Origin of the sequence: Sphingomonas endophytica (assembly GCF_014199415.1) — a bacterium.
Taxonomy (GTDB): domain Bacteria; phylum Pseudomonadota; class Alphaproteobacteria; order Sphingomonadales; family Sphingomonadaceae; genus Sphingomonas; species Sphingomonas endophytica.
This window is the reverse complement of record NZ_JACIJN010000007.1, coordinates 107,984-119,771: the sequence shown is the minus strand read 5'-3', so window position 1 is coordinate 119,771 and position 11,788 is coordinate 107,984. Positions and strand designations below refer to the sequence as shown.

Here is an 11,788-nt window from a genome sequence, read left to right as displayed (position 1 = left end):
GGCGCTGTCCACGCTTTCCACAGCCTGTGGATAAAATGACGGGTTGGGGACGGCGCTGTGGACAGAATCGGAGTTTTCCACCGATCGGGGTCGCGCTTGGCGGGTCGGTGAAGTTACGCTAGCGGCTATCCACGACTTATCCACAGATCGGTCCACCCCCTCCGATGTCCGGCTTCTGATGCTTCGCCTCCACCTTCACCTGCTGTCGGACTCGACCGGCGAGACGCTGGAGAACATCGCCAAGGCGGCGCTGGCGCAATATGACGATGTCGAGACCGTCCGGCATTTCTGGCCGATGGTGCGCACCGAAACCCATCTCGACCGCATCCTTCAGGAAATCGCGCAAAATCCCGGTCTCGTGATCTTCACGCTCGTCAATCCGGTGACGCGCACCGCGCTGGAGACGCGCTGCAAGGCGCTCGGGCTGCCGACGGTCGCCCCGCTCGATCCGGTCAACGATGCGCTGTCGGTGCTGCTCGGGCAGCAGGCCAAGGCGCGCCCCGGCCGGCAGCACGTTCTCGACGCGGCCTATTTCGCGCGCGTCGATGCGATCCAGTTCACGATCGCGCATGACGACGGGATCGCGCACGAGGAATGGGAGGAGGCCGACATCCTGCTCGCCGGGGTCAGCCGCTCGTCCAAGACCCCGACCTCGATCTACCTCGCCAATCGCGGCTTCAAGACCGCCAACATCCCGATCGTCGTCGAAAGCCCGCCGCCGCGCGCGCTGTTCTCGCTGAAGAATCCGCTGGTCGTCGGGCTGACCACCAGCACTGACCGGCTGATCCAGATCCGCCGCAACCGCCTGCTGTCGCTCAATCAGGCGACCGAAACCAATTACGTCGACCAGGACGCGGTCGCGCGCGAGATCGCCTATGCGCGGCGGATGTTCGCCGATAACGGTTGGCCGGTGATCGACGTCACGCGCCGCTCGATCGAGGAAACCGCCGCCGCGATCATCGCCTTGGTCAACGAACGCCGCGGGCTCGCCGCACGGAACACCGATTGATGCTGATTCTCGCCTCGCAAAGCGCCTCGCGCACCACGATGCTGGCCGCCGCCGGTGTGCCCTTCACCGCCGAGCCGGCCTATGCCGACGAAGCCGCGCTCAAGGCGGCGATGGCCGGCCGCCACCCGCGCGACGTGGCCGATGCACTCGCCGAGCTGAAGGCGCTCAAGGTCAGTGCGCGGCATCCCGGGCATCTGGTGCTGGGATCGGACAGCCTTGCCGTGCTCGACGACGGCACGATCCTCGACAAGCCGACCAGCCGCGAGGAAGCGCGCGAGCACCTGACGCGCATGTCGGGCAAGCGCCACGATCTGGTCAGCGCGGCGGTGATCGCCGAGAACGGTCAGCCGGTGTGGCGGATGGTCGACAAGGCCAAGATGTTCGTCCGCCCGCTCTCGCCCGCCTTCATCGAGACCTATCTCGACGCCGAATGGCCGGAGATTTCTGGCTGCGTCGGCTGCTACCGGATCGAGGGGCCGGGCGCGCAATTGTTCTCCCGGATCGACGGCAGCCAGTTCACCGTGCTCGGGATGCCGTTGCTCCCGGTGCTCGACTATCTGCGCGTGCGTCAGGTGCTGCCGGCGTGACCTTTGACCTGTACGTCACACTGGACTTGTTCCGGGGTCCAGGGCGCCACAACCCCGACGAGGCGAAGGTGTGCGGACCCGTGGATGCCGGGACGAGCCCGGCATGACGGCAAGCGTCCCACCGACCTTACCGTCACCACATCGGCCAAGGTAGCATCATGACGAACACCCCCTATGCCGAGGTGATCGGCGATCCGATCGCCCACTCCAAGTCGCCGCTGATCCACGGCTTCTGGCTGGAAAAGCTCGGGCTGGCCGGCGACTATCGTGCGACGCACGTCGTGGCCGACGACCTTGCCGACTTTTTTGCACGCCGCAGCGCCGACCCGGACTGGCGCGGCTGCAACATCACCGTCCCGCACAAGGTGGCGGCGCTCGATCATGTCCCCGATCCCGGCGACGTGCGCGGGATGATCGGCGCGGCCAATACCGTGTTCCGCGGCGAGGACGGTGCGTTGATCGCCACCAACACCGATGCGGCGGGGTTCCTGTCGCCGATCGCCGATCTCGATCTGGCCGGCCAGCCGGTAGTGGTGGTCGGTGCCGGCGGCGCAGCGCGCGCGGTGCTGTTCGCGCTCGCGCGCAGCAACGTCGGCCGCGTGACCTTGCTCAACCGCACCCCGCTGAAGGGCGCGGCGCTGCTGGCGAAGTTCGGGCTCAAGGGCGATGCGCTCCCGCTCACCGCGCGGCTCCCGGAAGCGGCGCTGCTCGTCAACACCAGTGTGCTCGGCATGACCGGGCACGACCCGCTCGATCTCGATCTGACCCCCCTGCCTGCGGAGGCGGTCGTCTACGACATCGTCTATGCCCCGCTAGAGACTCCGCTGCTCAAGGCCGCGCGCGCGCGCGACCTCGAGACGGTCGACGGGCTGGAGATGCTGATCGGGCAGGCGGCGGTCGCGTTCGAATTGTTCTTCGGCGCGGCGCCGCCACGCGAGCATGACGGGGAATTGCGCGCGCGCCTGCTGGCATGACGATCCTCGGCCTGACCGGGTCGATCGGCATGGGCAAGTCGACGGTCGCGGCGATGTTCGCCGACGCCGGGGTGCCGGTGTTCGACGCCGATGCGGCGGTCCACCGCCTGCAGGGGCCGGGCGGCGCTCTGGTCGCGGCGATCGAGGCGCGCTTTCCCGGCACCACCGGCGCGCAGGGGGTCGACCGCGCGGCGCTTGGGCAAGCGGTGCTCGGCGACGACGCCGCGATGCGCGCGTTGGAGGCGATCGTCCACCCGGCGGTCCGCGCCGAGCGTGAAGCCTTTCTCGTCCGGCATCATGATTCGCCGCTGGTCGTGTTCGACATCCCGCTGCTGTTCGAGACCGGCGGCGAGCGCGACATGGATTTCATCGTGGTGGTGTCCGCTTCGGCTCCGGTGCAGCGCGAACGCGTGCTGGCGCGCCCCGGCATGACCCTGGCCCGGTTCGAAGCCATCGATTCTCGGCAGATGCGCGATACCGAAAAGCGCGCGCACGCCGATTTCGTGATCCCCACCGACGTGCCGCTCGACGAGACCCGCGCCGCGGTGCTGCGCGTCATCGCTTGCGTGCGGGACGGACAGGGTCGATAACACTGCGATCATGCGCGAGATCGTCTTCGACACCGAAACCACGGGCCTCAGCTTCACCGGTGGCGATCGTATGGTGGAGATCGGCTGCGTCGAACTGGTCAACCGCGTTGAAACTGGCCGGACTTTCCACGCCTATTTTCATCCCGAGCGCGACATGCCGGCCGAGGCCGAACGCGTCCATGGCCTGTCCGCCACCTTCCTCGCCAAGCATCCGGTGTTCGCGGCCGGCGTCGCGGCGCTGCTCGAATTCATCGGCGACGCGCCGCTGGTCGCGCACAACGCCGGTTTCGATTTTTCCTTTCTAAACGGCGAACTGGAACGCTGCGGCAACGTGGCGGTGTGCCGGACGCGGATGGTCGACACGCTGGCGATCGCGCGCGTCCGCCATCCCGGCGCCAAGCACACGCTCGACGCCCTGTGCAGCCGCTACGGGATCGACCGCTCGCACCGGGTGCTGCACGGCGCGCTGCTCGACGCGCAGTTGCTCGCGCAGGTCTATGTCGAGCTGATGGGCGGGCGGCAGATCGGTCTCGGGCTGGTCAGCGAAGCCGCGCCGATCATCGTCGAGCAAGTGGTCGCCGCACCGGCCCGCCCCCGCCCCGTGCGGGTCTTTTCGCCGAGCGATGCGGAACTGGCCGCACATGCTGCGTTTCTAAAGAAGGTCAAAGAGCCTTTGTGGGGGGTCGCCGCGTCCGAATGACGCGAACGTACCGCCGGATCGCAGGGGGGCGAGCCGGCAGAGATGGAGGAAGTGTATGGATATCCGGATTTCAGGTCACCAGGTGGCGATCGGCGACGCGCTGAAGGCCCATGTGCAGGACCGGCTCCAGGGTATCGCCGACAAATATTTCGCGCGGGCCATCTCGGCGGAGGTCACCTTCGGCAAGGGGCCGCACGATAACGGCTTCACCTGCGACATCGTCGCGCACGTCACGCGCGGGCTGATCCTGAAAGGAAGCCACGTCGCGCATGACGCGCATCTCGTGTTCGACGGAACCGCCGACAAGATCGAGAAGCAGCTCCGCCGCTACGTCCGCCGGCTCAAGGATCGCCACGCCGCACATGCCGCGACCGAGGAGGCGCAGGACCGCAACGGCTACGACAATGCCGGCTATACGCTGTTCGCGGAGCAGATCGGCGAGGACGATGCCGGCGATGCGCCGCTGGTGATCGCGGAGACGCGCGTCGACGTGCCCGATGCCAGCGTGTCGGATGCGGTGATGATGCTCGACCTGCGCAACACGCAGGCGCTGTTGTTCAAGAATGCGGGCACCGGTTCCTATAATATGGTCTATCGCCGCGGCGATGGGACGATTGGCTGGGTGGAGCCGCAGCGTGGTGGTTGACCGGAACTGATGGCGAGCGATCTTAGCGACCTGCTCGTCCCCGAATTGATCGTCCTCGGGATGCCGGCGACTTCGAAGAAGGCCTTGTTCACGCAGATGGGGGCGCTCGCCGCTCCCATCCTCGGGGTCGATGCGCGCCTGCTCGCCGATGGGCTGGCGGCACGCGAGAAGGAGGGATCGACCGGGTTCGGAGGCGGGGTCGCGATCCCCCACGCACGCGTGCCGGGCCTGCCGCGGATCGCGCTGGCGGTCGCGCGGCTCGCCCAGCCGCTCGACGTCGGCGCGCTCGACGATGCGCCGGTCGACGTGGTGATGGCGATGTTCTCGCCGCCGCAGGCGGGAGGCGAGCATCTCAAGGCGCTCGCGCGCGTCGCGCGGCGGCTGCGCGACCGTGCGCTGATCGCGAAGCTGCGCGGTGCCGGGTCGCCGGACGCGATGTACGCCTTGCTCACCGACCATGGCGAGCGCGATGCCGCCTGAAGGCGCCGCCGCACATTATCGCGCGCTCGAGTCGCTCTATGCGGCCGCGCCGATCAATCGCTTCTTCGAGTCGCGGCTCGAGCTGGTCGCGCCCGGCGAGTCGCGAATCCACTTCGCGGTCGACGAACGGCATTTCCACGCCGCCGGCGCGGCGCATGGCACCAGCTATTTCAAGATGCTCGACGATGCGGCTTTCTATGCCTGCAACAGTCTGGTCACCGATCGCTTCCTGCTGACGACGCAGTTCAGCCTGCTGCTCACCCGCCCGCTGGGCGTGGGACCGGTCGTGGCGGAGGGCCGCTGGATCAGCGGGCAGCGCCGGGTCTTCGTCGCCGAGGCGCGCCTCGTCACCGCCACCGGCGAGGAAGTGGCGCGGGGTACCGGCACCTTCATGCGCTCGCGGATCGCGCTGGCGTCGCTGCCGGGGTACGCGGGCCGATGAGCATGCGGTTGCCGACCCACCTGTCGGTCGGTGCGCTGCTGCGGCGCGTGAACGACTCCGGCGGGCTGGCGGTGGTGCGTGCCAGCGGCGAGCCGCAGGGCGGCGCGCTGCTGATCCTGATCGCGGAGGGTCGCGGGCTGCGTGCGGTCGAGCGGATGCGGGGACTCGATGACCGTGATGCGCTCGTTCCGGCCGGCCCGCGCGCCGACGACCCGGCGGCGGTCGAGGAATATTGGCAGAATCGTCGCCGTCGCGATCCGGATTTGTGGGTGATCGAACTGGACGTCCCGCAAGCCGAACGGTTCGTCGCTGAAACGATCCTGTCGCATTGACCCTGTTAACCTGTTGCCCGTAGCCGGACGGTATCGACAACGTGCGTTGTGCCGATGCGGGGTGCGATCCCGACGGTGACGCAGTCGGGGGGGACCCGGAGCGATACCGAACAGCTAACGCTGCTTCAGCGATCGTATCCGCGCACCCACCGCATAAAAATGATGTGGAATGCCGTTCAGCTCGCGCCTCGCAACTTTTGCGACGCTTACTTTCTCGGTCCTTGCTCTGGTAGCGCAGAGCGCTCCCGGACTGGCCGCTGAACTTCCGGCGATGCCCGCCGCTTCTACCGCGATTCAACTCGCCCTGCCCGCACAGGTTCCCGCAATCGCCCCGGCCGCACCGGCTACGGCGCCGGTCGCCGACACCACGACCGCGACCGTCACGCCGGCGCAGGTCGAAGAGCAGATCGCCTATCCCACCCTCGCCGCCGCAGTCGCCGACCAGTCGATCCGCTCGGACGCCGGCGAAGACCTGCGCTGCCTGGCCGGCGCCATCTATTTCGAAGCCCGCGGCGAGCCGCTCAGCGGCCAGCTCGCGGTCGCCGAGGTGATCCTCAACCGCACCCGCTCGCACCGTTTCGGCGGCAGCGCCTGCGAGGTCATCACGCAGAAGGGGCAATTCTCGTTCGTGCGCGGTGGCCGGATGCCAGCCGCGCCGAGCAACGACGACTGGCGCACCGCCATGGCCGTCGCGAAGGTCGCGCTGAAGGACGCATGGGAAAGCGATGCCGCCAATGCGCTGTATTTCAACCATCGCCGCGCCGGCCACGCCAATGGCGTCCGCGTCGCCTCGATCGGCAACCACGTCTTTTATCGCTGATCGCAATCGGACGATGCAAACGAGGGCGTGGCTTTCGTTCGCATGATGTTCTATTCGGGTGGCCATGTTGACGCCGCCCGATACCTGCCATCAGGATGCTACCGCCGCGCTATGTGCGCTCGATGTCGCACGTGGCGTGACGCGGATGCTGCTGCGGCACGATCTTACCGCCATCGCCGAAGTCCCGCTGGAGGGCGGCCGCCGCGCCGACCTGATGGCTGTCGACGCACGTGGGCAATTGGTGATCGTAGAGATTAAGGTTTCGCGTGCCGACCTGCTCGGCGACGGCAAGTGGCAGGATTATCTCGCGCATTGCGACCGCTTCTACTGGGCGGTGCCGGCGGGCTTCGATGCCACGCCGATCGCGGGGGAAGCGTTCCTGCCGGATCGTACCGGGCTGATCGTCGCCGACCGCTATGATGCGGCGATCGTGCGCGAGGCGCGGACCGATCCGCTGCCCGCCGCCACCCGCAAGCGCTGCACGCTCGCTTTCGCGCGCCGTGCCGCGCGGCGGGTGATCGCCGCGCATGACCCGGATGCGGTGAGCGGCTTTTGAGGGCGGAGGTCGCTACCCAAGTCTTGTCGCCGCCGACCTGATCCCCGGCCGTCTTCTCCACAGCTGTCGTGAAAAGCGGCATACCGGGTCGAGCCCGGGATGCCGGCTATGGAGATCAGAACTTCGGACCTGCCACCGCGCGCTGCGGCTTGGCGGGCGTTTCCTCGAGAATTTTCAGGATCACCGCCGAACGCGTATCGCGCCTGGCATAATCGCGTGCGGACATGCCCGCGACATTGTCGGTCTGGTCGGGGTTCCCGCCGGCGGCGAGCACCGCGCGAACCAGCCCAAGGTCGCGACGCTGCACGGCGCGGATCAGCGGCGTCTCGCCGCCATTGTTGCCGAGGTTCGGATTGGCCTTGGACGCGCCCAGGATCTGGATCAGGTCGGGCTGGTTCGCCTGCACCGCCAGCATCATCGCGGTGTCGCCCTGCCCGTCGCGCAGGTTCGGATCGGCGCCCTTGGCGAGCAGATAGCGCAGATAGGCCGCATCGCCGCGCTTGACGACGATATGGATCGCGCCCTCGCCATTGGTGATGTCGCGCGCGTTGATGATCGTCTGGCCGGGCTGGTCGAGCATTCCGATCACCGCGTTGCCGTCACCCTTCCGCACTGCTTCAAGGAACTTGTAACTCTGCGATTGCTGCTGCGCGGCCACGGACGTGGCGGTGACCGCCGGCAGCGCGGCGAGCAGCGCGATGGGAATAAGCGAACGGCGAAGCATCGGGGCGGGTCTCGCTAGGACTGAGGGTTGCGTTGCTGCCTATAACGCATCACATCTGGCCTCGCCATGAACATGCGCTGTTTCGCCGCCACGCTCGCGCTGCTGCTCGCCGGGCCTCTCTCGGGCTGTGCCAAAGAGCCGGCCGGCGAGCCGCCGCTGGCGGGCGCGCGGATCGGTGGCGCCTTCACGCTGACCGATCAGGATGGGCGCACCGTCACCGATCGCGATTTCGCCGGACGCTATCGCATCGTCTATTTCGGCTACACCTTCTGCCCTGATGTCTGCCCGACCGACGTGCAGAACATTGCGGCGGCGCTCAAGACGATCGAGCGCGACGATCCGGCGCTCGGCAAGCGGATCGTCCCGATCTTCATCACCATCGATCCGGCGCGCGACACGCCCGCCGCGCTCAAGCGGTTCGTCACCGCCTTTCATCCGCGGCTCGTCGGCCTGACCGGGACGCCCGAGCAAATCGCGAAGGTCGCGAAGGAATATGGCATCTATTTCGCACGTGGCGCCGGCACCGGGGGCGGCTATCTCATGGACCACAGCCGGCAGATCTATCTCTTTGATCCGGACGGCAGGCCGCTGGCGCTGTTGCCCGAAGGCCCGCCGGCTGCGATCGCGACGGAGGTGAGGAAATGGGCGCACTGACCGGTCGTTTCTGGGAGACGACGCCGCTCGACAGGCTCGACCGCGCGCAATGGGAGGCCTTGTGCGACGGCTGCGGCAAATGCTGCCTCCACAAGCTGGAGGATGAGGAGACCGGCGAGCTGGTCGCCACCAACGTCGCGTGCCGGTTGCTGGATCGCCGCAGCGGGCAATGCTCGAACTACCGCCACCGCCGCGCCTATGTCAGCGAGTGCGTGCGGTTGACGATGGGTAACGTCCACGCGATCGACTGGCTGCCCACGACCTGCGCCTATCGGCTGCGCGCGGCGGGCGAGCCGCTGCCCGAGTGGCATTATCTCGTGTCGGGCGATCGCGAGGCGGTCCATCGCGCCGGTCAGTCGGTGCGCGGCTGGACGATCAGCGAGGATGATGCCGGCGAGCTCGAACTGCATATCGTCGACCGCGAGCTGTGACCGATGACATCGCGGTGGTGCGCCATCCGCGCGCGCGCCGCACGCGGCTGTCGTTCGATCCGGTCAGCGGCCAGGCGCGGCTGACGCTGCCGCCGCGTGCCTCGCTCGCCAAGGCGCTGGCGTGGGCGCGCGCGCAGGAGGCGTGGATCGATCATCAGCGTGACCGGCTACCCGCCGCGCGACCGTTCGTCCCTGGCGCGACGATCCCCGTCGACGGGAAGATGCTCACGATCGCGTGGCACGCCGACGCGCTGCGCACCCCGGCGGTGGAGGGCGATCGGCTGGTGCTCGGCGGACTGCTCGAAAGCTTGCCGCACCGTGTCGAGCGGTGGCTGCGGCGGCAGGCGCTGGCGTTGCTCGAGCAGGATACCGCTTTCTACGCCGCACGCGCCGGCGTGAGCGTCAGCGGGGTGACGATCGGCGACGCGCGCGGGCGGTGGGGCAGCTGCGCGCATCATGGCGCAATCCGGTACAGCTGGCGGCTGGTGCTCGCCCCGCCAGCGGTGCGCCGGGCGACCGCCGCGCATGAGGTCGCACACCGCGTCCACATGAATCACGCGCCGGTCTTTCACGCGCTGGTCGCCGAACTCTACGGCCGCGATCCCCGGCCCGAACGCGCGTGGCTACGCGCGAACGGCGCGGCGCTTCACTGGTACGGCCGCTCGCCGGGCTGAGCCGCGGCCGACGGGCGTGACGGCGGTGCGGCGCGCGGCGGCGGCGGAGTCCGCACCGCGTCGCGACGCGGCTGCCCGGTGACGCGATCGAGCCAGTCCTGATCGAGCCGCTCGTCGGGGCGCGGTTGCTGTTGCGCCGAGTGCGGCTGTTGCTGCGGCTCATTTTCCTGCGGCGGAAGCGGCTGCACCACCGGCCGCTCGGGGCCGAACACCGTGCCCTGCTCGGGGGCGGTACCCGCCTCCACGCCATAGCCGCCATCGTCGGTATAGGTCGCATTGTCGGGCGCGCCGTAATAGCTTTCCGCATCGGGCTCGAGCTGCGCCTCTGGCAGCGTCACCGCGGTTTCGAACTGCTCGATCGGCCGCTTGGCGACGGCCTTGACCATGAACTCGCGGAAGGCACGCGCCGGGGCGGTGCCGCCGTGCAGCCCGGCGATCGGGCGCGCATCGTCGCGCCCCATCCACACCCCGGTGGTCAGCCCCGACGAGAAGCCGAGGAACCAGCCGTCCTTGCTGCTGGTGGTCGTGCCGGTCTTGCCCGCCACCGGCCGCCCGATCTGCGCCGCGCGACCGGTGCCGGTGTTGACCGCGGTCTGCAACAGGTCGGTCATCTCGGCGGCGACGTTGGGCGCGACCAGCACCTGGCTGCGGTCGACCTCGTGGCGGTAGATCTCCTCGCCATCGGCGGTGACGCGCGTGATCCCGAACGGCGTGATCGCGACGCCCTTGTTGCCCACGCTGGCGAAGGCGCGCGTCATGTCGATCAGCCTCACGTCGGAGGTGCCGAGCACCATCGACGGATGCGTGTTGACCGGCGTGCTGATCCCGAAGCGTCGCGCCATGTCGGCAACGGTCTGGAAGCCGACTGCCTGACCCAGTTTGGCGGCGATCGTGTTAAGCGAATAGGCGAACGCCGTGCGCAGCGTGACGCTGCCCGAGAAGCGCCGTGAATCGTTGCGCGGGCTCCAGCCGTCGATCGTCACCGGCTCGTCGATCTCGCGATCCTCCGGCGTCTTGCCCGCCTCCAGCGCGGCGAGATAGACGAACAGCTTGAACGACGAGCCCGGCTGGCGCTGCGCCTGCGTCGCCCGGTTGTAGATCGAGCTGACGTAATCGGTGCCGCCGACCATCGCGCGTACCGACCCGTCGCGGTCGATCGACACCAGCGCGCCCTGCGCGCCCTTGGGAACGTTGGCGCGCACCGCCGCGTCGGCATCGCGCTGCATCGCGGGGTCGAGCGTCGTCCACACTTCCAACGGCTTTTCGGTTTCGTCGATCAGCAGGTCGAGCTGCGGCAGCGCCCAGTCGGTGAAATAGCGCACGCTGTTCTGGCGCGGCGCAGGGGCCAGCTTCACACCGACATCGTTCGCCTCGCGCGCCTGATCGACCGAGATGAAGCCGTTCCGCACCATCTGCTGGATCACCACGCCGGCGCGCCCGACCGCGGCCTGCGCATCGGCGGTCGGCGAGTAGTTCGAGGGTGCCTTGACCAGCCCCGCGATCACCGCCGCCTCGGGCAGGCTCAGATGATCCGCGCCATGGCCGAAGAATTTGCGGCTCGCCGCGTCGATCCCATAGGCGCCACCGCCGTAATAGACCTTGTTGAGATACAGCTCGAGGATCTGTTCCTTCGAGAATTTGCGCTCCAGCGCGAGCGCGAGGATGCCCTCGCGGAACTTACGCCCGAACTTCTTCTGATTGTTCAGGAAGATGTTGCGCGCGAGCTGCTGGGTGATCGTAGAAGCACCCTGGACCCGCCGCCCGCGCTCGTAATTGACGTAGAGCGAGCGGACGATCCCGACCGGGTCGACGCCGACATGGCTGTCGAAGCGCCGGTCCTCGACCGCGATCGTCGCGTCGCGCATCACCGCGGGAATGCGGTCATAGGCCAGCCACTCGCCATAGCTCGGCCCGAGCGACACCAGCACCGAGCCGTCGGCGGCATGGACGCGGATCATCTGCCCGTTGGGCGACGATTTCAGCGATTCAAAGCTGGGGAGCTGCGAGCGCGCGATATAGACCGCGGTCAGCAGCGCAGCGAAGGCCAGCACGATCGCCCCGAGCGCGAGTTTGACGGCAAGCCCGGCCCGACGTCGCCACGGCGAGCGGGTCCTGGACGGAGCGGAGCGGGAGGTGCGGGCGCGGGCCATGATCAGCCCCGTGGCGGAT

16 protein-coding genes are annotated in these 11,788 nt (G+C 68.3%); 14 read left to right on the top strand and 2 right to left on the bottom strand.

What is annotated here, in order from left to right; genetic code table 11:
- The first annotated feature begins 178 nt into the window (after positions 1-178).
- The 11 genes from FHS97_RS11730 to FHS97_RS11680 all read left to right on the top strand — a co-directional run bounded on the left by FHS97_RS11730 (position 179) and on the right by FHS97_RS11680 (position 7,136).
- A complete protein-coding gene (locus tag FHS97_RS11730; RefSeq protein ID WP_184037674.1) occupies positions 179-1,009 on the top strand; it encodes a pyruvate, water dikinase regulatory protein in 831 nt (276 codons plus the stop codon).
- On the top strand, positions 1,009-1,596 hold the full coding sequence (locus FHS97_RS11725; RefSeq protein WP_184037671.1) for a Maf family protein: 588 nt from the start codon (positions 1,009-1,011) through the stop codon (positions 1,594-1,596). The genes FHS97_RS11730 and FHS97_RS11725 overlap by 1 nt, the downstream gene beginning before the upstream one ends.
- 158 nt (positions 1,597-1,754) lie before the next feature.
- Positions 1,755-2,570 carry a shikimate dehydrogenase family protein gene (locus tag FHS97_RS11720; RefSeq protein WP_184037668.1) on the top strand — a complete coding sequence of 272 codons (816 nt, stop codon included), beginning with the start codon at positions 1,755-1,757 and terminating at the stop codon, positions 2,568-2,570.
- A complete protein-coding gene (gene coaE / locus FHS97_RS11715; RefSeq protein WP_184037666.1) occupies positions 2,567-3,160 on the top strand; it encodes a dephospho-CoA kinase in 594 nt (197 codons plus the stop codon). The genes FHS97_RS11720 and coaE overlap by 4 nt, the downstream gene beginning before the upstream one ends.
- 10 nt (positions 3,161-3,170) lie before the next feature.
- Positions 3,171-3,860, top strand: a complete 690-nt coding sequence (dnaQ, locus tag FHS97_RS11710; RefSeq protein ID WP_184037662.1) for a DNA polymerase III subunit epsilon — start codon at positions 3,171-3,173, stop codon at positions 3,858-3,860.
- Between the two features lie 55 nt (positions 3,861-3,915).
- Positions 3,916-4,506 carry a ribosome hibernation-promoting factor, HPF/YfiA family gene (hpf, locus tag FHS97_RS11705; protein ID WP_184037657.1) on the top strand — a complete coding sequence of 197 codons (591 nt, stop codon included), beginning with the start codon at positions 3,916-3,918 and terminating at the stop codon, positions 4,504-4,506.
- 9 nt (positions 4,507-4,515) lie between these two features.
- Positions 4,516-4,986 carry a PTS sugar transporter subunit IIA gene (locus FHS97_RS11700; RefSeq protein ID WP_184037655.1) on the top strand — a complete coding sequence of 157 codons (471 nt, stop codon included), beginning with the start codon at positions 4,516-4,518 and terminating at the stop codon, positions 4,984-4,986.
- Positions 4,976-5,428: a PaaI family thioesterase gene (locus FHS97_RS11695; RefSeq protein ID WP_184037652.1), complete on the top strand. Its 453-nt coding sequence runs from the start codon at positions 4,976-4,978 to the stop codon at positions 5,426-5,428. The genes FHS97_RS11700 and FHS97_RS11695 overlap by 11 nt, the downstream gene beginning before the upstream one ends.
- On the top strand, positions 5,425-5,760 hold the full coding sequence (locus FHS97_RS11690; protein WP_184037649.1) for a DUF1491 family protein: 336 nt from the start codon (positions 5,425-5,427) through the stop codon (positions 5,758-5,760). The genes FHS97_RS11695 and FHS97_RS11690 overlap by 4 nt, the downstream gene beginning before the upstream one ends.
- Positions 5,761-6,031: 271 nt before the next feature.
- The gene (locus tag FHS97_RS11685) at positions 6,032-6,580 is read left to right on the top strand and encodes a cell wall hydrolase (RefSeq protein ID WP_246346626.1); all 549 of its coding nucleotides are present in this window, start codon (positions 6,032-6,034) and stop codon (positions 6,578-6,580) included.
- 64 nt (positions 6,581-6,644) lie between these two features.
- Positions 6,645-7,136: an MmcB family DNA repair protein gene (locus FHS97_RS11680; RefSeq protein ID WP_184037642.1), complete on the top strand. Its 492-nt coding sequence runs from the start codon at positions 6,645-6,647 to the stop codon at positions 7,134-7,136.
- Between the two features lie 115 nt (positions 7,137-7,251).
- Here the strand turns inward: FHS97_RS11680 and FHS97_RS11675 are convergent, their stop codons facing one another.
- Positions 7,252-7,860, bottom strand: a complete 609-nt coding sequence (locus FHS97_RS11675) for an ankyrin repeat domain-containing protein (protein WP_184037639.1) — start codon at positions 7,858-7,860, stop codon at positions 7,252-7,254.
- A 66-nt stretch (positions 7,861-7,926) separates the two neighbouring features.
- Between FHS97_RS11675 and FHS97_RS11670 the strand changes: the two genes are divergently transcribed.
- Genes FHS97_RS11670 through FHS97_RS11660 form a run of 3 tightly spaced genes read left to right on the top strand, consistent with a single transcriptional unit; the run spans position 7,927 to position 9,619 of the window.
- Positions 7,927-8,514 (top strand): SCO family protein, encoded by a 588-nt coding sequence (locus FHS97_RS11670; RefSeq protein ID WP_425506310.1) that lies wholly within the window; start codon positions 7,927-7,929, stop codon positions 8,512-8,514.
- Entirely contained in the window at positions 8,502-8,945 is a 444-nt protein-coding gene (locus FHS97_RS11665; protein ID WP_184037636.1) for a YcgN family cysteine cluster protein, read from the top strand. The genes FHS97_RS11670 and FHS97_RS11665 overlap by 13 nt, the downstream gene beginning before the upstream one ends.
- Complete coding sequence (locus FHS97_RS11660) at positions 8,942-9,619, top strand: YgjP-like metallopeptidase domain-containing protein (RefSeq protein ID WP_184037633.1); 678 nt, start codon at positions 8,942-8,944, stop codon at positions 9,617-9,619. Before FHS97_RS11665 ends, FHS97_RS11660 begins: the two co-directional genes overlap by 4 nt.
- On the opposite strand, the gene FHS97_RS11655 is transcribed toward FHS97_RS11660, so the two are convergent.
- Positions 9,592-11,769: a transglycosylase domain-containing protein gene (locus FHS97_RS11655; protein ID WP_184037630.1), complete on the bottom strand. Its 2,178-nt coding sequence runs from the start codon at positions 11,767-11,769 to the stop codon at positions 9,592-9,594. The genes FHS97_RS11660 and FHS97_RS11655 overlap by 28 nt on opposite strands.
- Positions 11,770-11,788: the final 19 nt, after the last annotated feature.

Excerpts from the sequence above, each read along its gene's own strand:
- FHS97_RS11695 (WP_184037652.1), top strand. The coding sequence starts at position 4,976 with ATGCCGCCTGAAGGCGCCGCCGCACATTATCGCGCGCTCGAGTCGCTC.
- FHS97_RS11690 (WP_184037649.1), top strand. The coding sequence starts at position 5,425 with ATGAGCATGCGGTTGCCGACCCACCTGTCGGTCGGTGCGCTGCTGCGG.
- FHS97_RS11700 (WP_184037655.1), top strand. The coding sequence starts at position 4,516 with ATGGCGAGCGATCTTAGCGACCTGCTCGTCCCCGAATTGATCGTCCTC.
- FHS97_RS11730 (WP_184037674.1), top strand. The coding sequence starts at position 179 with ATGCTTCGCCTCCACCTTCACCTGCTGTCGGACTCGACCGGCGAGACG.
- FHS97_RS11665 (WP_184037636.1), top strand. The coding sequence starts at position 8,502 with ATGGGCGCACTGACCGGTCGTTTCTGGGAGACGACGCCGCTCGACAGG.
- FHS97_RS11725 (WP_184037671.1), top strand. The coding sequence starts at position 1,009 with ATGCTGATTCTCGCCTCGCAAAGCGCCTCGCGCACCACGATGCTGGCC.
- FHS97_RS11685 (WP_246346626.1), top strand. The coding sequence starts at position 6,032 with ATGCCCGCCGCTTCTACCGCGATTCAACTCGCCCTGCCCGCACAGGTT.
- FHS97_RS11670 (WP_425506310.1), top strand. The coding sequence starts at position 7,927 with ATGAACATGCGCTGTTTCGCCGCCACGCTCGCGCTGCTGCTCGCCGGG.
- FHS97_RS11675 (WP_184037639.1), bottom strand. The coding sequence starts at position 7,860 with ATGCTTCGCCGTTCGCTTATTCCCATCGCGCTGCTCGCCGCGCTGCCG.
- FHS97_RS11655 (WP_184037630.1), bottom strand. The coding sequence starts at position 11,769 with ATGGCCCGCGCCCGCACCTCCCGCTCCGCTCCGTCCAGGACCCGCTCG.
- coaE (WP_184037666.1), top strand. The coding sequence starts at position 2,567 with ATGACGATCCTCGGCCTGACCGGGTCGATCGGCATGGGCAAGTCGACG.
- FHS97_RS11680 (WP_184037642.1), top strand. The coding sequence starts at position 6,645 with ATGTTGACGCCGCCCGATACCTGCCATCAGGATGCTACCGCCGCGCTA.
- dnaQ (WP_184037662.1), top strand. The coding sequence starts at position 3,171 with ATGCGCGAGATCGTCTTCGACACCGAAACCACGGGCCTCAGCTTCACC.
- hpf (WP_184037657.1), top strand. The coding sequence starts at position 3,916 with ATGGATATCCGGATTTCAGGTCACCAGGTGGCGATCGGCGACGCGCTG.
- FHS97_RS11720 (WP_184037668.1), top strand. The coding sequence starts at position 1,755 with ATGACGAACACCCCCTATGCCGAGGTGATCGGCGATCCGATCGCCCAC.